This is a genomic window from Paenibacillus sp. 37 (assembly GCF_008386395.1).
In the GTDB taxonomy this organism is placed as follows: Bacteria; Bacillota; Bacilli; order Paenibacillales; family Paenibacillaceae; genus Paenibacillus; species Paenibacillus amylolyticus_B.
Genome location: NZ_CP043762.1, coordinates 339,025 through 360,814, shown reverse-complemented (window position 1 = coordinate 360,814; position 21,790 = coordinate 339,025). Strand labels below are relative to the sequence as shown.

Below are 21,790 nucleotides of genomic sequence, written 5' to 3'. Positions count from 1 at the left end.
CCAAAGCAAATATGCCCTAGTGTATCACACTAGGGCAATAAATGCTTTAACAAAAAAGCATCTTTAGCTATCTGATTCTCCGAGAGGGATGTTAAGAGATCTTCTAAGATTTCTCACTTGCTCGTGGTACACATGGGTGTTATGAAAACCTCTTCTTCTATTCCGGTTGTTCCCCCGGAATACCACTGTATCGATACCGATAGTTTTACAAATTGTACAGTCACATGCTTCCCATGGACGCTCTGAAAGCACTTCCCGATATAGATCTTCATGCACTTCACGCTTTTCACCTAAGAGTTCATCATAGCGCAATATAGCGGATAGTGCTTCCTCGAGTTCCAATTCTCCACTACTGAACAATCTCAACGCACTTAAAGCATTTTGTTCAAGCTGTTTGTACTGAGAAAACTCTCCCTTGCCTTCCAAAACCATCTTTTTCACACGTCCTGCAGACTCTTTCGCCTCAGGAATCCGAATTGCAGTATAATGTTTACCACTCAGAGTATGATAATTGTGACCTGAACCTAGCCAAGCACGACGTAAAGGTGAACTCGAGTCAAAGGAAGTAACTCCAAGTTTATGGAAGGATCTCATCGTTCTCATATCCCTTGCCACTCCGAATAGATGGATGCGGAAATTTTTATTTGGAATAATGGGCGAGATTTCTTTTAAAATCTCGTAAATCTTTCCTGATAGTTCTCTTGCAAGTCCACCTATAGCTATATAATCATAACCCAAATTTATCAAATGTAATGCAGCATCTTTAAATGACTTTGGATCCCATCCTTGGATAATTCCAATTGGATGAAATTTGTGTTGACCTTTACGGTACTCAGTAATAAACTCTTCTGCCATTTTCAGTGTCAGATCATATCTATATTGTCTTGTTTGCGGATCCTTTTTAAAGGGTCCTACAATCAAATGGTCTACCGAAACACCGTAATTGATCCCCAGTTCATCGTAATAGTTAATAATTTCTTGTGTTGTATACGGCGGTGCCTCAGCCGTGATGTAACTAAATGCTCCGCAGTCCCCCATTATAGGGAAATCTTCGGGAAGATGAAGAAATTGATGAATTCCGCCTTTTTCTTCAATTAATTTGATTTTTTGTTTTGTAGCATTGTCTATATTCACTTTCGAAACAAGTAAGCCATCGTACTGAGGAGATCCGTAGATCTGATGTGAATATACGTCATTTAGTAACGGATTTCTATCCTTATCAGATATATCGTTTAAGAAATCATAGTTTGGATCAACACGGTCATCGTTCTCAGGTAGAAAGAAATTAAGTTCCTTTTTATAATTTTTAGCTATCAGAGATGTTGGTACTGGAAATAATTCACTATAAAAATTTAATAGATGTTGCGTTTTCAACAAGAAGCTTTGTTCATCTTCATTAGAGAAATCAGATAAAGTAAGTTGTTGTTTGTCAGACTCTCTGAAAGAGTCAAGAATATATTCACGAACTATCGAAGGATTGATATACAGATCTTCCCATACTTGATCCATACCAACAGAAATAGTCTGCTTTAAGAGTTTACCAAAAAGAAAGCCTTTAATGCCGATAAGACCGAATCTGAAAGTTTTTGCCTCGTCTTCTCCAATCGAAAGTAAATGGTAATTTTCTTCAACCATCACTCTGGTTCTGCTTGAGTTCCCTGCAAAGAAAAAGAACCGTTGGTCCTTATTTATATTTAAGGGCCACTCAACAGATTGTAAGTATTTATCTCCCAAAAGGAAAAAAACAATGTCGTAATTTCCCACTGTCTCCTGAAGTGTTTCAGTGATTTTTTGTTTTTTAGACCAGTTTTTTATAGTTTGTGAGTTCATACTGTTAAATGTGACCTCATAAGGGACGATTTCATCGTGTTCCTTTAACAAACCATAACCTGCAGAGATAATGTTTAGATCAATTTCACCGCCAAGTTCACGGTACATATTTATACCTTCCATTAACGCAAGATGTTGACTACCTGTATACATGTCCTTCGCTAATGTTTTGTATTCAGATAACTCTTGTTCTCTTTGCTTTAGTCTATTCTCATCCTGAAAATCCTCCAGAAATAACTGATTTTCAGGTTTACTTATTTTCTCTCCAGTACATGAGGTTACTACTAAAATTCGTTTATTCATATGTCCTCCGGATGTTAGTTCTTAGATATATACAAATATTTGTTCCAATGCAATACTAGCATAATTTGTTTTACGGATAAAACATCAGTTCCCCTTTATTAGTTGGCTTATTCCTTTTTTGAAAGAAAAACGTATAATCCCAGTTGCTACTAACTGAACAAGTGTTTTCACTATAATTTGGCCTACAATTGCGTATCCTACAGCATTCCACGGAATGAAATTTGCCCCAAGTGGTGATAGCCCAACAACCACGAAAATAACACTATCTAACAGTCCTCCAACTATTCCGCTATACATTACTCTCTTAAAAAATGGGAGTTTAAGACGTGTATATATCTCTGTATCAGTTGTTTCAGAGATTAGAAAAGTAAGGACTGAGGCAAATGTTACCCAAAGACCGTCTCCTAGCAGATACGAAGTTCCTGCAGAGAGAATCAGTGCTATTAAGATAAGAAAATACACAAATTTTCTTCCAATATACATTTGGACAAAGTCTCTAAGTATAAATGTGGCACCAATAATAAACGAGCCTGCTGGGATTAAGAACAATCCGATTTGAAAAGGACTTGTCCCTGCAGTTACAACATTCGCTGTAACTATGGATGCTAAATACAGAATAATGACCAAGTACTTCATTTTTTCACCTTTTTCAATTAATATTAGCTTTCATTATAGTACAATACTTTGAATTCAGCTACCCCTGTAACAATATCCTCACAAGGGCGTAAATGTGATCTTACCTCTTTAACGATCTCTAAGCAATATAGAATTCATTCCAACAGAGGTTTAATCGATTTTCAACCTATTTAATCCATCTGCTAGAAAAAGATCAAAAAATGCTATAATAAAATAATGAATTGCAAAGCCATATATATGTCTTTTGTTAAAAGGAGAATAGAATTTATGAATAAAAAAGCACTAGTCGTTTTTAGTGGAGGACAAGATAGTACAACTTGTTTAGTTTGGGCTTTAAAAGAATATGATGAGGTTCAAACGGTTTCTTTTCAATATGGGCAACGTCATAAGCAAGAATTGGATTGTGCCGCTGACATAGCAAAAGAACTGAATGTTAAGCATCACATTCTAGATCTCAACCTTCTCAATCAATTAGCACCAAATGCTCTAACAAGAGATGATATAGAAATTGAATTAGGATCTGAAGGAAATCTACCTACTACATTTGTAGATGGTCGTAATATGCTCTTCCTCTCATTCGCAGCCATTCTAGCTAAACAGATTGGATATAACAACTTAATCACTGGTGTATGTGAAACTGATTTTAGCGGTTATCCGGATTGCCGCGATGTATTTATAAAATCCTTAAATGTTACTCTGAACCTTGCCATGGACTATAAATTCGTAATTCATACCCCATTAATGTGGCTTAATAAAAAACAAACTTGGGAATTAGCAGATCAGTTAGGATATCTCAATTTCATCAGAACTAAAACATTAACTTGTTATAACGGAATCATGGGCGATGGATGTGGTGAATGTCCAGCGTGTGTTTTGCGAAAAGCAGGATTGAACCAGTATCTTGAGGAAATGAGAGTGCAGCATGAAGGGTGAAGTCAGCGTTTGCAAAATATTCCAGTTCGATACTTCTCATCAACTAATTGGTCATAATGGTAAATGTGCGAATGTTCATGGGCATACGTACAAACTAGAAGTAGTTATTAAAGGAGTACCTCATAATTTTGAGGATACCTCTAATGAAGGATTTGTAATGGATTTTAGTGACTTGAAAAAAATAGTAAACGATCTTATCGTGGATAAATTTGATCATTCTTTTATTGCATCTGGAAACGAACCAGTACTCAAAACATTAATTGAAACAGGGTCAAAGGTATGCATTATTGGATGTAGAACTACCGCTGAAAACTTGTGCATGTATATTTGTTATAAACTCATGAAAGCTAACATTCCGGTATGGTCTATTAAACTATGGGAAACTCAAACAAGTTGGGCAGAGGTGCACGCTGCCGATCTAAATGATAATCAACCTGAATATCTAAATTTCGGAGATTGTGATTATGAGTAAACTGCCAGTCATTGAACTTTTTGGACCCACTATTCAAGGAGAGGGTTCTGTTATCGGGTTAAAAACAATGTTTGTTCGTTTATATGGTTGTGACTATAAATGTTCTTGGTGCGACTCGGCTTTTACTTGGGACGGTTCTAACAAGCCAAATATTAAACTTCTGACGAGTACAGATTTAATTAAACAGTTGAACTTAAGTGGTCTAGAGGGATGTACTTATGTGACAATATCAGGTGGAAACCCTGCCCTATATAAAGAACCAATTCATGATCTAGTTACTGCATTACACAACATTTCAAAAAAAGTCATAGTTGAAACTCAAGGGAGTATTTGGCAAGAATGGTTTAACGAAATAGATATATTAACAATAAGTCCAAAACCTCCTAGCTCAAAAATGATTACAAATTGGGAATCTCTTCAGTATATTTTTGATAATCTTAACCATTCAAATGTCTCTTTAAAGGTAGTTATATTTGATGAATTAGACTATGAATATGCTAAGAAAGTGCATAAGATTTATCCTCTTGTACCCCTTTTTCTGCAAGTGGGGAATTCTGAAGTAACTAGTAATGAAGATGTTTCCAGACAATTATTAAAAAAACTTGAATGGCTGTTTGACCTTGTGATTAGCGATTCAGATATGCAAACAGCTCGCGTGCTACCTCAATTGCATACGTTAATCTGGAATAATGAACGTGGTAGGTAAAAGCCTCAATTAACACCCACTGTTTTTACAGTCATCATTAGAATTAGCTAGTTTCCAATTTTTGAAATGGAAATTTTGGATCGATTTAAGAAAATGACTTTTATTAATAAAGAGGTTATCTGCATTCAGGAAACGACTGTGATAACCTCTTCTCATTATGTGGTTTGAAATTCTTTATGTTTGAGTTTTTTTAATTTCTGAATATTTTCAGCATTTCTATTTTATCAAAAGTATTACTTTCAATTGAAGACTCATAGGTGTTTTTGACTTGAAAGAATTCCTCTTCTTTTTCTATATGTTTTGGACTCATTAATATCCTATACTTCTCAGTAGTAATTTTAATAATAAACACGAAATTTAACTCCCTCTGAATTCCGTTCAAATGCTGTATCAAATTTTAATATTTAATATATCGAGGCGATTGAGGCTGCGTATAACTATGTTATTTGTTCAAATCAGTAATATCAACGTTCATATGTTCAGTAAGCAGTAAGGTTACATCTACTTTCACTTTGCTCCATAATAGTGTCATTTTATGAAGGTAACCTCTTACCGAATAATCTACCGTTAAACTCAGCTCAGATCTCTTTTCATCGATGATTTTTATATGATGTTCCTTTAAAATTTGTTTCGATTTGTACATCTCTAAAGCAATTTTCTTTTGGGTGCCGTCCAAGTAGTCAACATACACAGATTTCATCTTAAAGTTTGAAGCGTATATTTTTTGCTTATCTACCTCCAGCGCACCTAAAAGATAGGGGAGTTCTACCAGCCTCTTCACGAGTGCAAGTTCCTCAGAAGTCTGTCGCACCTTACACGCCTCCTTCTTCAAGTTTTACAGCGACCAATTGATCAAAATCGACCCATTCATATCCATTCTCCATTTCAATTTTGATTTTCTTTCCAAAGGTACTGACTGAAGTGACAATCCCATGTATATACCGATTGCCCGACTCATGAAACACTTCAATCGTGGCTTGCAAGGTATAATTGAGCGACATATCTACATGCTGAGCAATAATCTCCCATTCATCTTCATGAATCAGTGGTTTCGCTTGATGATGAATTTGAGTACGATGCTGTATAATCCGTTCTTTATGTTGTGGAAGCATCATGCGGCTCGATTCCCATAATCCATTGGCCTCCAGTTTTTTGCTCATTTGTAATGCCCCCCGATTTTAGATGCTCTATCGATCGCTTGACCCGCAGCCGTAATGGAGCTCGCTCGTAGAATGGCAATGTCGCCAAATCGATCCTTAATGTCGTCCATCACCTGATCAATGGCTCGCTTCTGCTCTTGATCATCAAAAAACGATAGTTGATATGTATCCGCATTGGATAATTGAGAAAGGGATACGCCTACACGGCGTACAGGTTGCCCATCCCAGTGTTGATGGAATATGCGTTTGGCTATCTTGCATACATCAACGGTTATGTTTGTAGGATCAGACAGTTTAACCTGTCTGTGAAAACCAGTTGGGTGGTCAAAATCCGCTCCAGACACACTCACAGATACGACACTACCCATCAGTCCCTTTTTGCGGGCTCTTCTGCATACTTCTGTACAAATATCGAGAATAACCACTTCGATCTCCCATGCCTCTGTGAAATCTCTAGGCAGGGTCATTCCGTTTCCGATATCCTTTTGTGTACTGTGCGTGTTGACGGTTACCGGTGAATTGTCGAGCCCATTAGCAACTCGCCAGATGACTTCTCCATTAACACCCCACTTACTTCTTAATTTGGAAAGAGGCGTATTCGCCAGGTCTCTAATGGTTCGGATGCCCATCTTCCACAGATGTTTTTCCATTCTTGAGCCAATCCCCCACATATCGCGGATGTGCTTATCTCCAATGTGGAGGTGTAATTCCTCTTTCTTTAAGTGGAAAATGCCACCCTCAGCTTTTTTAGCAATCATATCGCAACACAATTTACTGATGATTTTGTTTTCACCAATGCCAGCTCTCGCGTAAACGCCTGTTTCATTATAGATCTTGTCTTGAATTTGCTTGGCCAAATCGATTGGATCATTACCGAATAGATGCATAGACCCTGTAACATCAGCGAATAATTCGTCAATACTGTACGGTTCGACCAGATCGGTGAACTCCTCAATAATGGACATGATTTGAGTGGATACTTCGATGTATTCTTGCATGTGTGGTTTTACAATGATCAGTTCCGGGCACTTTTGAAGAGACTGCCAAAGTGGTTCCGCGGTAGATACACCCTTCGCTTTGGCTAGTGGACAAGCGGCAAGGATAATTCCAGAACGTCTTGCAGGATCTCCTGCGACGGCAAGTGGTCTATTTTTGTATTGAGGCATTTTTGCCTTTTCGACTGAAGCATAAAACGACTGCATGTCGATGAGCATAATGGTTCGCTGCTTAGCCAACACTGAAATCACTCCTGTACATTTAAGAACGTATGTTTGTATATATTATAAACCGAACATACGTTCTTTATGCAAGAGGTAAATATTTATATTCTCTACAAGGCAAAAATTAAAATTAAGAACAACCTTAGACCGTTTGAGTACCAATCTAAGGTTGCTTAAGTCTGCTTTATTAGGTTGTCTAGTTAGAAGGGGTAATTTCATACCGTTTAGATAATAATTCTAAGTTAGAGTAGTTTTAACAAGATGGTCAGCTAGTCTAGTGGTTTCAGGCAACCGATACTTAGGTGAAAGTTCCAGTATCCATTTACATGAAGTTTCTAAAGAGATACGGTGACCAATTGAGACGAAAATAGGCTTAACATTGTTTTGAGTTCTCAGTACCCTGCCAATTACTTCACTGTTATCGATTAAAGGTGAATAGCTACCTCGTTGGGATTCGGGTTCCACAAATGTTCCTATTAATCTCGTTTTCCCACACCCGATCGTTGGTGTATCTAAAAGCACTCCTAAGTGGCAAGCCAAGCCAAACCTTCTTGGATGAGCGATGCCCTGTCCATCACAAACAATTAGATCCGGCTTAATTTTTATTTGCTTAAATGCCTTAATAATTGGAGGTAACTCTCTGAAGGAGAATAATCCAGGGACATATGGAAATCTAACTTTATCTTCAATTACTACTGATTCTATTGGTTTTAGCGAATTAACCTCCAAAATAACTACTGCAGCAATTAAACTATCACTTCGTTTACTATATGCTACATCAACTCCAGCAACATAATTCACCTCTGTAAATTCATCTTGTTTAATGACTTTTTCAGCTAAACTATATTGAAGGACAATCGCCTCTTTCTCGCTTATGTCCCATGGATGATTTAACATTTGCTCCATAATAATCTCCTTTCAATTTGTTATCTTGTTATTGATTTATTTGTTCAAGTAATCATTGGTTCCCTTAGATGAGTAACCACAAGTAAGTAGTATGTAGTGAAATTGGCCAGAATGAATCTACTCTTATTTCCTACAATTACAATTGGTACAATTTGTATCCTATTAATAATTTTCAATATAATTATTTCCAGGAATACTTGCTTTTGCGTCCTAAATCTGTGATTCTAAATATCGGACAAAAGTTGAGGGTCTAGTATAATGACTCTGCATTATGAACGTGTGTCAATAAAGTAGTAAAAGAGAACCGCCTGCTGCAGCTCTCTTTTACCTTAGTAATGAGTGTGGCACTTGCCTTTTAAACTCTTGGAAATTGTATCGAAGCTATAAGTATTCACAGACGAAAGCACTACTGTTAAATATGAAGGTTATTTCCTTTAAAACGTAAAGTTGAGAATTTTCAATGTTTAAGGTGTCGTTGAACTAGCATACTATACTTCAAAATTTCAGGTTACCCCATTTTCATAGATAATTAGTCAAGAGGAATAGCTGATATAAAATAGTATTTAAGTTCATTTTGCGTCTTGTTCTGTCCACTTTCTTATTATGTCCTTCTCAGATGGGGTTGGTTCAAGCTTTTCTTCTATTAGTTCCCCTGTTTCATTCCATTCTTTGTAGGTAAGTTTAAAACCATAAAGAGACTCTGATGTTGACCTAATCTCACCATTCTTGAACCAAGAAATAGACTTTCCAGCAATTTTCCCCTTACGCATACGTTTAAATCCTTCAATTTTACCATCTTCGTAATAAGTGACATAATCTCCATCAGGAACTCCATCCACATAGTAACAATAGTAAGCCAAATTTCCATTGCTATATCTTTCGTAAACAAGTCCTGTTATTGGATTTCCCCCATCTTCAATAGACCTATCGAAAACTTGGTCCCCGTACTCTCCATCAAAACAAACGTCTCCTGTAAATTCTAAACCGTTTAAAAGAACTTCTTCTTTCAATAGTATATTTATTTCCTCCATTGTTGTGCACTCCCCTCTACTGAATAAAATACTATAAGTCAGAAAGAACATTAAAGCCAGAAAGAATATAATTACAGTGCGGACATGTATGAAATGCTATATCCGTTACAGGTTTTGTTTTGCTTCCTGGCTTATGACATACACTAGCAAATCGTCGATATTAGCACCAGGGTTAGACTTCTGCGTGTGATCCTGCGCCTCTTGTTCTCTCATAAATTCCTAAACGCGCATAAAAAAAGAGTAGCACAATGGCTACTCCTTCTTTCTTCCTACCGTTTGGATTCTATCAGGAAGATCCGGCTTATATGCTACACGCGAGTGACCGGCAACGTGAGAGAGAGATTCCCGCAAGAGGGATTCTATATGATGCAAGCTGGATTTATTGTTATATGGAACAGTGGTTTGAGGAATGTGAGAGCAGTCGCAAGAGATATATGAACCGGATTGATCAGGCTGCCCTGACCTATCAGCAAGAAGGCCAAGGCGCAAGCAGCCTTAGTGAGCAGGACTATATCCGATATGAAGTTAAGGTTCATGACCGAGTTTTGCAGCTTGGGGATGAGGCTCAGTTTAAAGGCCATAGGCTCAACGACTTTGAGATTCGGACCGAAATGCAGCAGGGGCTACTTATCCACCATTATGTGCTCGGGCACATAAAGTCTGCTTATCAGCGAAAGCGATACAACTCACGCCTTGTCGGTGCATCCATTTCAGGACATATTATGGGCGTCGTGAGAGATGAGGTTAAGGTCCAGTTGGACTGTGATCAGGAATGGAGTCTCGCAACAGCCAATCTGTTCCCTTATTCCACCATGTATGCTTCGGATGATCAGACTGGGTGGTACTGTATGCCTGAGCAAGGGGATAGTATCCGTCTTTACTTTCCTAATGCAAGGGAGGCGGAAGGCATTGCCTTGAGCTCTGTTCGCAAGAAAATACCGGAAGAGGCCATGGCATCACCTTCTTCGTCGCCTGCATCGGCCCAAACTACCCAAACTAGAGGTGGTGGGACTAAGCAAGCGGTAAAGCCATCGGAGTAAAATACATCAACCAATACAGCTCTATGGCTTGTATTTCCGCTTCTAAGAGCATATCGACTGATGATGCTGTACAAAATTTCGTCCTCGTACGGGCTTGGAAATTGAGGCATCATCCAGCGTCACTTCCAGCATTTAAAGCAAAGTCAGCTACAATAACCCCAGCTTCTAGTAACACTTGATATGCGGAGAGCCCCTTTTCTTTGCCCACTTGAACGAGTCTTCGCAGATCTCGGCTATCAACAACTTGAGGTGATTGTCTGCTGTCCACCGAGTTTTCCTCCTTTGCTAAACCAAGGTGGAGTTTGTAGGATTCCTGTACAACTTCTTGTCTAAACACTTTAAATCTATCTACCAATCAATTTTGGGATATCCTTATTTGATAAAAAAGAATATACCCTCATGTGTCCTTTGGATTTTGTAACCTCTGAATTAATTATGCTTATAGCAAATTCGTCGAATTCGCCCTTCTTATTCCTCCATTTCTTATCCCCCCCATTATATAGGGGGCCACCATCTTTTTTCATCTAAGCGATTGCCCATTGAATTCTACGGCTCACCAAATTGTTCTAACGTTTTGCATATCGCTCCAATAATTGTTTAGTATATGACAATTTGTCGAGGTATTTCTTCTGCATTGAATTTTTGCAATGGTAATCCTACTAAAGCTTTCCTCTTCCTTTTGCAAATACTCAAATACCCTCCCAACTTGAGCGAGCACCTGACCATCCCTATCTTACTAATTTGCATGAATTGTCCTTCTCCTCTATCTACCTTTTGTGGTACATGATCAAATAGAAATTACTGATCCATATAAGTAAAACCAGGCCTAAGTTTTAGGAGATGACTTCCGCAAATCGTTTATGCCCAGTTGTGGATTCTCCTCCCTAAATTTTAACCATGCTTTATGTCGCTCTTTCCGTGACTTGGTCTTGACTCGTTACAGCGTTTCCCAGCTTGATATAATTGCCAATAAACAATTCTGGTTTCATTAAATCAACAAAATTTAAAGCCATTTGTGGAATATCGAGTTCACCATGTATGTCACTCATTTCATAGATACAAGCCATATAACTTCCTCCTACACCTTTGATCTTAGCAACGCTTCGCTTCTTATATGTAGGATCTCATTATATTGCACAAGCATCTCTAGGATGTCGTCACTCTCTTTGAGCCACTCACAATCAGAAGCTTGCATTCGAGATATTAAGGGTTTGATGGTATTCCTTGATATCGAGCCATCAAAGAATATTTCCATCTTCTCTTCTTTGACCCATTCTTTGACCGCGTTATCGCTACCGAAATATGTATTGAACCTTCCTTCCCCAAAACATTCATACAGTGTTTTAGGCATTTGATCGAAATAGAAAAAACCACGTTTTTGCATTTGTCTGCTTGGCAACCGCATCACATTAGATCTTGTTGAAGCTAACTCAGCGAATTGATACAACTCTTTTACTAAAGCATGTTCGGGCGGTAAATAGTGATTAATATTTTCTATGATGTCTTTAAAACACTCATTTTCTTTTGAGGGTGTTCTTCTATTCCCTTTATAGCTAAAGGTATCTCCTGCTATACTTTTTAAACTCATTTTCAAGGGAATCCATACCGAAAATATAGTATCGCATGCAAGTCTCCGTTTAACCATATTACATCTAAATCATTCTCTTTTCGCCACTCATCATATGTAGCACCACCATAAGATGGTTGTTCAGGAAGGGGCATCAAGTATATTAAATAATTGATGATAGGGTTGTCGGTATACTTCGTGCCAATGATGTTTTTTAATTTATTCTCAGACATTTCTATTAACCTCTTTCATCGAAAATGGAAAATAACTTTTTGATTTATCTTTGATAGAGCCAGCACGTATAGATCAATTAGGTTTCATCCAATCTAAACCCTTATATTCTCAGACTACAACCCATTTTTCCCAGCTCCATGTTTTCTTGTTCAAAGAAAAAACATTTTTTCCGATGGAACCATCTAACCTACGTTGAAAACGGTGCCGGATACCCCCATTTTTGGTTCCAGAGGGACTATTTCAAAAGTTTCTGCATAGGGTATTGTATAAGGAGTTAACGTTTTTGAAATAATGATAGTTAACGATATTGCAAAATTGTTAACTTAATGTAGAATGGAGGTAGGAGGAGATGATAAAGATGAGTAAAGGAATGTATGAATATTCCCACCGTCAAATTGAGTTAGCCTTCGAGGAAAAAAACGAGCTGTATATAGAAAAAGAAACAGATTACATTTTCTCGAAAATTCTTACAATGTTGATGACACTGTGTTCGGATCAGCTTGTTGGCATTAAAATAAGCAACGAGGAGTTTAAATACACGAATGAATACCTGTTTTCATCCAAACATAAAAAGAATCTTGTTAAATGGCTGGACCGGGTACAGTCCATACAATTCCCTGCAAGTGATATGGATTTTGGGAAGCTAAAAGTAGACTTTGAAACCTGGTATTATGACCTTGGTGGAACATCAATAGAGTTTATATATCATGAGGATTACTTACTTAAACCCATGCAAGCCGCAGAAATGTTAGGCATTTCCAAAGTTACGTTAAACAAATACATCAAACAAGGCTTAGAATGCTTAGATAACGGCTCACAAAACAAAATTCCCAAACATGCTGTTGAGTTAATGCGTGACCCGGTGTATTCGATTCGTATGCAAATAAACTATCAGAAGAAAAAAAATCTTGAACAGTCACCAGAAGATCGGATGAAGGAGATCAATGAAGAGATTACCGAGTTGCAATTGAAGTATGGCAAGAAGACGTATCAAGAAGCATTTGTGACAGACGAAAGCGAACTGGATGACCCTATTGATCTTTACCGTTGGAAGGATCTTGTTGAAGAAATGGATGAAATTCTTAAAATTCGGGGAGGAGCTGGCGGGATTTGAAGTATACAGATAACCAGACAAATCTTCTCCCCGCAGACATCAATGAAATCTTAGAGGAGTTCGGCTGCCTCTTGGAAAACCACACAAATTTTAGGGATAGAGAATCCATTTACGCCAGCTATAAGCGTGATAGGAAATCGCTTATAGTGATATTTCCGTTAAGACTACACCCTTGCCACGGTATCACAGGATTAAGAGCGTACGAGAGGTATGACGAATGTGGCTACGTTGAAAAGTACGAATATCGGTGGATGAGGATTGTACCCAAACAAGGCATCCAGTCTCATCATATCACTTCTTGGGGCAATGAACCTCATGATGATCCAAATACACCGGAAAAATATCGCGTAAACTCCGAACCGCATCATCATCATTATGATCCTAATGATCGTAAAAATCGTTGTGACAATTGGGACGTAAGATGTTTAAAAGATGCTTTTGAATTCATCCAACCTTATCTCGAAACCGGAGACGAATACAAGGGTAGACGTGGTTAAGGAGAGAATTTCGATTCCTAAATTTTAACGTATTTCAGATTGCTATGGATTAAAGTTGAGATGCCTCCCTTCTCTTTAGCGGGAAGCAGAATCATCGATGCGTTGGTAAGACGCTCAAAATCGATTTTAATGCTCAGTAAATCGGGGACTCTTTGAACCTTCTGAATGCTGTGAAGTATATCTTTGATATAGCGGGAAATGATGAGCCCGCCCCTATTCAGTAATAAATCGTGCACTATATTCTCAACTCACAATTAACATCATACAAAGTAGACCTCTTCTAGGATAAGGTCTGCTTTGCATGTTACATATCTTAAATGTGGTATCCTCGCTTATTTGGAATCTTTCGGACTTTCTTGACGAGGTCCATTCCGATGACTTCAATTAACTAAAGTTTTATTGGAACAACATTACTCTCGCTCCATTCCTAATAATTGAAAGCCAGTTAGAGCAATCTCTCTCAACTCATCCAGATTCCAAGGTTCTATGTTTATAAGATTTAATCTCCCACTTAAATCAGGATTTTTCCGTACTGCATCACCCGCTCTGTGGGGGAGAGAAATAATGATTGCTCGAAATTGCTTTCTAATAGCATCTTTCAATTGATATGCAATTTCAAATTGTATTGTTTCAGGAGCATAGTGGAAGTTGTCCAAAACAAGTACTAAGTTGTTAGATTTAAAATATTGTAAAACTTTATCTTTAAGAAGACGAAATGATTCTGTGATAGTTGTGGATCTTCCCTCCGTTAGTCCATAGGTAACTTTACCTTCGATCTTAGAATATTCAGAATGACTACTTTGTAATGATATTCCTACTTTTGAAGCTACCACAGTCCAAAAATTATCATTTTCCTTAAAATCATTTCCACTTAAATTAACGATATAATCGAGCCCGATTACTTTCTCACAAAGAACTGATTTTCCAGTTTTAGATGTGCCAATAATAGAAGTTAAATATCCAATAGTTAAAATGGATTGTTCGAGCCTAGTTTCATAAGAAAAATCCTCTTTCGGTTGCCTTGTAACATATGTATAAGTCGGGAATGCGCCTGGAATAAACGCTTGGTACGATTTCAACATGAATATACAACCTCCTATCCCCTGTTCTATATTATGCACCTAAAAGAAGAGGTATTAAAATGAAAATTAAGCAAGCTCACTAAAATTAATTTAGAAGTATAATAAATAAACAATATAGCTATCGGTGTTCGACAATGCCCCACTATTCAGACAAATTCGATAGTGTGCATGATTGTAAACACAGCGACCTTGTTTTAGACGCATTCCAGAACTTACAGCAAAAATACAAAAAAGCCGCCATAATGGCGACTAAATTTGTACAAATGTTTTCGTGACACATGAAAAAAGTTGGGTGTGTATGCCACGAGGACTAAATGTTGCTCTCTCTGTGATTAATGACTATAGGGACTCATCATCGATTTCAAATTCAGGGTCCTGTTCTTGATCGGGTTCAACCTCAGGTTCGGATACCTGCTCTGGTTCTTGTTCCACCTCAAGTTCAGATACCTGCTCCTGCTCGGGTTCGACCTCAGGTCCAGATATCTGCTCCGGTTCGGGTTCGACCTCAGGTTCAGATACCTGCTCCGGTTCTTGTTCCACCTCAGGTTCAGATACCTGCTCCGGTTCGGGTTCGACCTCAAGTTCAGATACCTGCTCTGGTTCTTGTTCGACCTCAAGTTCAGATACCTGCTCCGGTTCTTGTTCCACCTCAGGTTCAGATACCTGCTCCGGTTCGGGTTCGACCTCAAGTTCAGATACCTGCTCTGGTTCTTGTTCGACCTCAAGTTCAGATACCTGCTCCGGTTCTTGTTCCACCTCAGGTTCGGATACCTGCTCTGGTTCGGGTTCGACCTCAGGTTCAGATACCTGCTCCTGCTCGGGTTCGACCTCAGGTCCAGATATCTGCTCCGGTTCGGGTTCGATCTCAGGTTCGGATACCTGCTCCGGTTCGGGTTCGACCTCAGGTACAGATACCTGCTCCGGTTCTTGTTCAACCTCTGGTTCGGATACCTGCTCCGGTTCGGGTTCGACCTCAGGTTCAGATACCTGCTCCGGTTCTTGTTCCACCTCAGGTTCAGATAGCTGCTCTGGTTCTTGTTCCACCTCAAGTTCAGATACCTGCTCTGGTTCTTGTTCCACCTCACGTTCAGATACCTGCTCCGGTTCTTGTTCAACTTCAGGTTCAGAAACTTGCTCTGCTTCTTGTTCGACCTCAGGTTCAGATACCTGCTCTGGTTCTTGTTCCACCTCAAGTTCAGAAACTTGCTCTGGTTCTTGTTCGACCTCAGGTTCAGATAGCTGCTCTGGTTCTTGTTCCACCTCAAGTTCAGATATTTGCTCTGGTTCTTGTTCCACCTCAGGTTCAGATAGCTGCTCTGGTTCTTGTTCCACCTCAGGTTCAGATACCTGCTCCGGTTCTTGTTCCACCTCAGGTTCAGATAGCTGCTCCGGTTCTTGTTCCACCTCAGGTTCAGATAGCTGCTCTGGTTCTTGTTCGACCTCAGGTTCGGATAGCTGCTCTGGTTCTTGTTCGACCTCAGGTTCGGATAGCTGCTCTGGTTCTTGTTCGACCTCAGGTTCGGATAGCTGCTCTGGTTCTTGTTCGACCTCAAGTTCAGATACCTGTTCTGGTTCTTGTTCAACTTCAGGTTCGGATACCTGCTCTGGTTCTTGTTCCACCTCAGATTCGGGTACCTGCTCCGGTTCCGGTTCAACTTCAGGTTCAGATACCTGCTCTGGTTCTTGTTCCACCTCAGATTCGGGTACCTGCTCCGGTTCCGGTTCAACTTTAGGTTCAGATACCTGCTCTGGTTCTTGTTCCACCTCAGGCTCAGATAATTGTTCCTGCTGCTGAACATCTTCTTGCTCTGCTCCAGGTTCTTCATGTTGCTGTTGAAGTTCTTCTTGCTCAGCTTCTAGTTCCTGCCGTTGTAATTCTTCCTGCTGAACTTCAGGCCCCTGCTGTTCGGTCCCATTAATCTCTTCTTGCTTTTGAAGTTCAGCTGCCATATTTTCTAAATCTTCAAATCCGCTACCAAATAGACTCTCTGAAACTACAGATTCATCTAAAGAATCTTCTTTTAATTCAGTCTCCGAGATAGAATTTTGTCCGACCTGGTCTGTTTCAATGTCCCTAGAGATTTCTATTTCCTGTTGTTGTGCTGCTAAATGTTCTAAATCCTTGTTTTCATTCTCTTCATCTTTTGCCGCATTTAAGGTTTCCTGATAATTTTCTAATCCTTGCTCCTTGTCAATTTGTTCAGAATGCAACTTATTATAAAGACTCTCAAGATTTTCTCTCTCTTGAATTTTATCTCGCAACTTATTTAATTGAACTTGCTTTTCTTCGGGAGTTTTGTTATCCCAACTTTTCTGGTACTTCTCCAATTGGCTCTGTTTTAATTTTGTAGCGTGTGATGAGTATTCAAGACCAGATCTTATTTGACCTATTGTATCTTTAACACTTTGTTTCAAGGTTGTACCTGTTGAAGCATCGAAAACCTTTGTAAAATAGTTTAATCCGGATAATCCTAATTCTGTTCCTACATCTAATCCTATATGGATTTTACTTATCAGGTCTTCTAAACTGTATCTCGGCATTTTACTTGGATCAGAAAGAGCTTCCTTCATTCTTTCTGTTGATTTTATATGTGTTTCAGGAGATTTGCCAACAAGTAAGTTCGCCTTTTGATTCCTATATAAGTTGACCGTGCTACTTCTTACTTTTTGTGTCGCTTCACTTGTTTTTTTGGATGCACCTGCTATTATCTCCTTTATACTCATTGATTTTTACGCTTCGGGTAAACGGTCAATGGCCATAAATCCATTACTGACCAGAAATATAATAGCTTCGGATAACATTACTACAATATCAACTTTAGGCATATCCATGACTTGGACAAGATTTTCAACAAGCGATTCTAATGAGAAAAGAGGATTTGCCAAACGCCAAACAGTAGCCGTGATTAACGGTAATGATACGGGAGGAGCGCCAAGGAACTCTGTCAATTCAAACTCTCCATCATTTTTTAATTCTATGTACCCTTTAGTAATAGCAATATGTTTTGTTCTAAACGAAGTTGAAAGTATGTCCCTCGATTCAAAGACAAGTCCTTGCTCCTTAAGAGCATCGATGTGACCTTGAATAACGTGTAATTCCAGGTCCAGTAATACTGTGAATTTTTCAACGCTGTAAGATGCCATTTGTGCAACTTGCCACACTTTATAACGATGCTCTTCGAGCAGCAATCGTTGTTTCTCAAATTGCACCCCATAATGAACAAGGCCATCATTATGCTGAAACTTTCCTAGCTCTTGACCAGCACCAATCATAATTGAGCTCATGCTTGCACCTCCAGTTGGTCTGCATTAACATACTCTAGTCCCCATAGGGTAAGCTTGTATAATTTAAGACCATGTATATTAAACAGTGAGATCGCAGTTTCAAAATTAATTCCGCGTTGATCCATTAGAGTATCAATCACTTCCAGCAACATAACCTTCCCAGCAGCTGCATTCCACACATCGTATTGATCTTTGGTGAATACAAAGGTCTTATTTGCATTAGAATCCCCAATGAGATATTCCTCATTGATCAGACCATGTGCATATCCGTATCGTGTTACTTGTAGGTTTATCAATTTCTTATCTTGCATGTCGGAAAAAGACCATGGCATAATGAGATTTCTCTCGATGAGTCTACGAACAATTTTTGAGAAATCAAAATTCGGAATGTTTTTAACCTTTTGTAGAATGGCAGATTCCCAAGATGCTAGTGTTTCAAAGCGATGGATTTGCTCCCAAACGGTGTATTCAAATTGACTTAGTTCAAACTCCTGAAAACCATTTGCTACCACAAACATTTTGGATTCATTGTCCGCCGGAAACTCTCCGAGACCTCTGCCTACACGCACATAACTCAGGTCTTTATTAATCAAAATAAAATCACTCCTACTCTATTAACGTTAACATCCTTAAGATTTAGGTTTGGCTGGGTAGAAACGGAAAGGCTCTCCATTAAATGGTGATATAATACATTGTCCAATCTTTAAATCTGTAAGATCCCAGTCTTCTATAACATTTCCATCTACGAGATGTTCTTGTATACCTTTGTTTGCATTAGATGAGGAATAAGCAATCATCCGTTGGTTTTTCCCGTGACGATTTGTGATATAGGAGCGGCTTGGTTCATCGAAGAGTCGGAATGCAAATACCGTACCAAATCCACTCAAAATACTATCCGCCAGTGACTCTGAATATACATGTTTCACTTGTCCGATGTTTTGAATACCTGCGATGATTCGAACACCCAGGGAACGTCCGAAATTCAGTGCGTTATCCATATAGTTTAGCTTTGGAATAAGTGGAAATTCATCAAGAATGAAATATACATTTCCACGACACTGTTCCTCTTTAGTACCGAGTATATTTTTCATAGCAATATCTAAGATCATCGTATAGATCGGTTTTAATACATTTGAACTTGCAATATCGTACTCAAGGAAGATGGCTCTACCATCACGTTCTTGTATGGATTTAGTGAGAGAAAAGTCTCCTGCTTCTCTAAAAGCACCATTAAACACACCAAAAAGGTTCTGATACAAATGCATCAAGAAAGATTGGTTGGTGTTTGGATTATTCTCTTTACTTATGTAACTACGAACCCATGATAAATCTTGATGATTTAACAGCAAATTTCGAATAGAAACATCGCTTGCCTTCTTTACCCATTGAATCAGGGTTTCATGATCCTCGGTTCCCCCTTCTTTTTCCATTCCCCTTACTTTTGCGCTTAAAATAGCAGCTAATAAATCTCGAGCTCCTGTCGCAAAGATGGGTGCTGACGATCGTTCAATATCGTCTTTAAATAAAGAAGAAGCGATCTCCCAGATGACTTCATCTCGTTTCTCTAATGGTGTCGCAATAATATCTTGGAAGATGTTCCATCGTACCCTACCTTCTACATTATCACTTTCGTTAGTGAGAACATAATCTCCTGTTCGATAAAACTTTTTCAAATAATCCCCTTTGGCATCAAAGAAGATAAACACATCGTCACTTGTTGCCCCGCTACGTAGTGCACGAACAACATGATCCATGGAAACTGTCTTTCCGCTTCCAATCGAACCTACAAAGAGAAGATGACGTTGAAGAAGTAAAGGATGAAGCATAACTCCTGTTCGGTCTACTCCTGGTATTCCATAATTGGCCTGAGGCTCATCTAACCATTTTACTTCATTAGGTGCTAGTGTATGAAGTTGCTGACCATTAACAATATTATTTTTCAGAAGACTCAAGGTTTTCCTCCTCAGAAAAAAAGAGTCCATTAGAAAACATTGGCTCTTTTTTCCTCAATCTATGTATTTGTTAACTCGTTTTTGCACCACATTCTGGACAAAAAACAGCGTTTATTCCATAAGCAGTGCCACATTTACACTGGTTTGTTAGTGAATCTGAAGGATTCTTATCTTCCGTTTTATTCATTTGTTGTTGTAGATTACGAGATGCTGTAACAGTCGTTTCTTTAACTTTGTTTGCAGTTTGTATCACTGTATTGATAGAAGACGACAGTTGCTCACTTACTGGCATGGTCAGTATGCTTCCTTCTGTCATGGGTATATCTTTCCATTTTTCAATCGCCATATCTCCCATTACTTGTACATCCTGAATCAGAGCTCCTAATTCACGCAGCATCTGTTCAGTATGACGGCCTGGTGCAGCAGCGGTGATTGTCATGAGTGCCTGGTTATTTGTTACGCGCGAGAATAACGTGCTTGCTTCAACTGCTACGCTGAGTGCGGAAGAAGATTGTGATCCAAAAATATTGATGTGCATCAACACGCCTTTAGATTTCAAGCCAAAGTACACCATTATGGAACCAATAATGAGTAAAATCCACGAGATTAATGTAGAATTATTCATTGTCATAATCAAGCCAAGAAGTCCAATAATAGCTCCAAAGATAAGCATTTTGAAACTACGATGACGAACTAGGCCTGCCATGACACCGGTAATTGTATCGATTTTAGCATCTCGGATGATGAGTCCAGTACCCGCAACAGATTCTGAGTTACCAGTAAAGATAACTCTCCGATTCGTTACAATTACATACCCTTCTCCTTTAGGAACATATAAAGCAGAGGCTTCATATTCCCGGATGACAATCTCGTTCTCAGCCAACGTAATACCGCGAACCATATTCATTTCTATTCCTCCATTATTAGGTCTACTAACTAGTATTCTTCTTTTTTGTTTTCACTCTAAAGTGGCTCTCGTAATATGCCGCACTCGTTACATGTATAGATATATGTAATTGGTATTGAAGTGTGATGCTCCATATAGCATATCGGACTTACTGTTATTAACAGTGTTATTTCAACCGTAAATGGTAACTTGATTCTATCTTTGGCCTATCGTTACATTATCAAATTAAAACAATCCTTCTGTATCAACATAAAACGAAAATGATGTTGGTATGCTATGTGATTCAAAGAAAAAATATATGTTTTTAGTCCCTTTTGAAACACTTGATATCTGCATATTGCCCGTCACTTCACTTTTACTATCTACTGGATCATCTAAGAATTTTTTAGAGGCTAGACTCCAGTTATCATTGATTGGTGTGAAAAAACTTGATGCACTAGTCGTGTACATCTTTCTACCTTTAACATTATCATCTGCTCTAACTTGCGAGAGATCAACATCAACTCTCTTATTGCTATTATTTTTCACTGTAATATTTAATTGTACTTTACCATCAATTTTACTTAGAGAATTTAAAGTGATAGTTACGCCCTCACGTGTAACAGTAAGCGGCAGCTTTTCAAACTTATTGATTTGAATAACACTTCCAGAAGAAACAGAAAACCCAACCTCTTGACCTAATTCCTTTAATGGCATGTATACGCGATTATTAATCGTAACTGCTTGACCTTCGAATACCGCCTCTGAACCATTAACTAGTATTTTGCTATTTTTCACAGGTACAGCTTTTAAATAATTATCCGCTGCATAAGAAACTCCTGAGAAAAATATCGCACCACACAGGAACGCAGATATTATTTTTACTTTTTGTTTCATTATCCAATCCTCCAACCTAACATTTTCCATTATTATATC

24 protein-coding genes and 1 pseudogene are annotated in these 21,790 nt (G+C 38.5%); 6 read left to right on the top strand and 19 right to left on the bottom strand.

All coding sequences use genetic code 11. From position 1 onward, the window contains the following. Positions 1-63: 63 nt before the first annotated feature. Entirely contained in the window at positions 64-2,133 is a 2,070-nt protein-coding gene (gene dpdA / locus F0220_RS31565; protein ID WP_149847115.1) for a tRNA-guanine transglycosylase DpdA, read from the bottom strand. Between the two features lie 84 nt (positions 2,134-2,217). Beyond that, positions 2,218-2,760 (bottom strand): VUT family protein, encoded by a 543-nt coding sequence (locus F0220_RS31560; RefSeq protein ID WP_149847114.1) that lies wholly within the window; start codon positions 2,758-2,760, stop codon positions 2,218-2,220. 276 nt (positions 2,761-3,036) lie between these two features. Between F0220_RS31560 and queC the strand changes: the two genes are divergently transcribed. The 3 genes from queC to queE are packed head-to-tail and all read left to right on the top strand — an operon-like array spanning position 3,037 to position 4,880. Beyond that, complete coding sequence (gene queC / locus F0220_RS31555) at positions 3,037-3,702, top strand: 7-cyano-7-deazaguanine synthase QueC (RefSeq protein ID WP_149847113.1); 666 nt, start codon at positions 3,037-3,039, stop codon at positions 3,700-3,702. Next, positions 3,692-4,174, top strand: coding sequence for a 6-pyruvoyl trahydropterin synthase family protein (locus F0220_RS31550; RefSeq protein ID WP_149847112.1), 483 nt, complete (start codon positions 3,692-3,694; stop codon positions 4,172-4,174). Before queC ends, F0220_RS31550 begins: the two co-directional genes overlap by 11 nt. Then, entirely contained in the window at positions 4,167-4,880 is a 714-nt protein-coding gene (gene queE, locus F0220_RS31545; protein ID WP_149847111.1) for a 7-carboxy-7-deazaguanine synthase QueE, read from the top strand. The genes F0220_RS31550 and queE overlap by 8 nt, the downstream gene beginning before the upstream one ends. A gap of 442 nt (positions 4,881-5,322) precedes the next feature. Here queE and F0220_RS31540 read toward each other — a convergent pair whose 3' ends face one another. The 5 genes from F0220_RS31540 to F0220_RS31520 form a co-directional block, all read right to left on the bottom strand. After that, entirely contained in the window at positions 5,323-5,691 is a 369-nt protein-coding gene (locus tag F0220_RS31540) for a YhjD family protein (RefSeq protein WP_149847110.1), read from the bottom strand. Between the two features lies 1 nt (position 5,692). After that, complete coding sequence (locus F0220_RS31535; protein ID WP_149847109.1) at positions 5,693-6,040, bottom strand: YolD-like family protein; 348 nt, start codon at positions 6,038-6,040, stop codon at positions 5,693-5,695. Then, entirely contained in the window at positions 6,037-7,254 is a 1,218-nt protein-coding gene (locus tag F0220_RS31530) for a DNA polymerase IV (protein ID WP_188310598.1), read from the bottom strand. Before F0220_RS31530 ends, F0220_RS31535 begins: the two co-directional genes overlap by 4 nt. A 243-nt stretch (positions 7,255-7,497) precedes the next feature. Further along, positions 7,498-8,166 (bottom strand): deoxyribonuclease V, encoded by a 669-nt coding sequence (nfi, locus tag F0220_RS31525; RefSeq protein ID WP_149847107.1) that lies wholly within the window; start codon positions 8,164-8,166, stop codon positions 7,498-7,500. A gap of 569 nt (positions 8,167-8,735) precedes the next feature. After that, positions 8,736-9,197, bottom strand: a complete 462-nt coding sequence (locus F0220_RS31520) for a toxin-antitoxin system YwqK family antitoxin (protein ID WP_149847106.1) — start codon at positions 9,195-9,197, stop codon at positions 8,736-8,738. Between the two features lie 248 nt (positions 9,198-9,445). Here F0220_RS31520 and F0220_RS31515 point away from each other — a divergent pair, with 248 nt between their 5' ends. Further along, positions 9,446-10,237 carry a hypothetical protein gene (locus tag F0220_RS31515; protein WP_149847105.1) on the top strand — a complete coding sequence of 264 codons (792 nt, stop codon included), beginning with the start codon at positions 9,446-9,448 and terminating at the stop codon, positions 10,235-10,237. Between the two features lie 38 nt (positions 10,238-10,275). Here F0220_RS31515 and F0220_RS33515 read toward each other — a convergent pair. From F0220_RS33515 to F0220_RS31500, 5 genes and pseudogenes are all read right to left on the bottom strand, one after another. Then, a pseudogene (locus F0220_RS33515) lies at positions 10,276-10,347 on the bottom strand (hypothetical protein); the annotation flags it as partial. Further along, positions 10,347-10,505, bottom strand: coding sequence for a hypothetical protein (locus tag F0220_RS32740; RefSeq protein WP_188310572.1), 159 nt, complete (start codon positions 10,503-10,505; stop codon positions 10,347-10,349). The gene F0220_RS32740 and the pseudogene F0220_RS33515, both read right to left, overlap by 1 nt. Positions 10,506-11,139: 634 nt before the next feature. Beyond that, a complete protein-coding gene (locus F0220_RS32735; RefSeq protein ID WP_188310571.1) occupies positions 11,140-11,304 on the bottom strand; it encodes a hypothetical protein in 165 nt (54 codons plus the stop codon). Positions 11,305-11,315: 11 nt separating this feature from the next. Then, positions 11,316-11,831, bottom strand: a complete 516-nt coding sequence (locus F0220_RS31505) for a hypothetical protein (protein ID WP_223200034.1) — start codon at positions 11,829-11,831, stop codon at positions 11,316-11,318. Beyond that, entirely contained in the window at positions 11,828-12,037 is a 210-nt protein-coding gene (locus F0220_RS31500) for a hypothetical protein (RefSeq protein ID WP_149847102.1), read from the bottom strand. The genes F0220_RS31505 and F0220_RS31500 overlap by 4 nt, the downstream gene beginning before the upstream one ends. Before the next feature lie 359 nt (positions 12,038-12,396). Here F0220_RS31500 and F0220_RS31495 point away from each other — a divergent pair, with 359 nt between their 5' ends. Both F0220_RS31495 and F0220_RS31490 read left to right on the top strand, forming a co-directional pair. Further along, positions 12,397-13,152, top strand: a complete 756-nt coding sequence (locus tag F0220_RS31495) for a DNA-binding protein (RefSeq protein WP_188310570.1) — start codon at positions 12,397-12,399, stop codon at positions 13,150-13,152. After that, on the top strand, positions 13,149-13,649 hold the full coding sequence (locus tag F0220_RS31490) for a toxin-antitoxin system TumE family protein (protein ID WP_149847100.1): 501 nt from the start codon (positions 13,149-13,151) through the stop codon (positions 13,647-13,649). The genes F0220_RS31495 and F0220_RS31490 overlap by 4 nt, the downstream gene beginning before the upstream one ends. A 410-nt stretch (positions 13,650-14,059) precedes the next feature. Here F0220_RS31490 and F0220_RS31485 read toward each other — a convergent pair whose 3' ends face one another. From F0220_RS31485 to F0220_RS31445, 7 genes are all read right to left on the bottom strand, one after another. After that, positions 14,060-14,731 carry a hypothetical protein gene (locus F0220_RS31485; RefSeq protein ID WP_188310569.1) on the bottom strand — a complete coding sequence of 224 codons (672 nt, stop codon included), beginning with the start codon at positions 14,729-14,731 and terminating at the stop codon, positions 14,060-14,062. A 339-nt stretch (positions 14,732-15,070) separates the two neighbouring features. After that, complete coding sequence (locus F0220_RS32730; protein ID WP_188310568.1) at positions 15,071-16,942, bottom strand: hypothetical protein; 1,872 nt, start codon at positions 16,940-16,942, stop codon at positions 15,071-15,073. Between the two features lie 519 nt (positions 16,943-17,461). After that, the gene (locus F0220_RS31465; RefSeq protein ID WP_149847097.1) at positions 17,462-18,016 is read right to left on the bottom strand and encodes a hypothetical protein; all 555 of its coding nucleotides are present in this window, start codon (positions 18,014-18,016) and stop codon (positions 17,462-17,464) included. Next, positions 18,013-18,609 (bottom strand): hypothetical protein, encoded by a 597-nt coding sequence (locus tag F0220_RS31460; RefSeq protein ID WP_149847096.1) that lies wholly within the window; start codon positions 18,607-18,609, stop codon positions 18,013-18,015. Before F0220_RS31460 ends, F0220_RS31465 begins: the two co-directional genes overlap by 4 nt. Before the next feature lie 36 nt (positions 18,610-18,645). After that, positions 18,646-19,968 (bottom strand): type IV secretory system conjugative DNA transfer family protein, encoded by a 1,323-nt coding sequence (locus F0220_RS31455; protein ID WP_091036593.1) that lies wholly within the window; start codon positions 19,966-19,968, stop codon positions 18,646-18,648. Between the two features lie 70 nt (positions 19,969-20,038). Then, the gene (locus tag F0220_RS31450; RefSeq protein WP_149847095.1) at positions 20,039-20,875 is read right to left on the bottom strand and encodes a zinc ribbon domain-containing protein; all 837 of its coding nucleotides are present in this window, start codon (positions 20,873-20,875) and stop codon (positions 20,039-20,041) included. Between the two features lie 225 nt (positions 20,876-21,100). After that, positions 21,101-21,751, bottom strand: coding sequence for a hypothetical protein (locus tag F0220_RS31445; RefSeq protein ID WP_091036599.1), 651 nt, complete (start codon positions 21,749-21,751; stop codon positions 21,101-21,103). Positions 21,752-21,790: the final 39 nt, after the last annotated feature.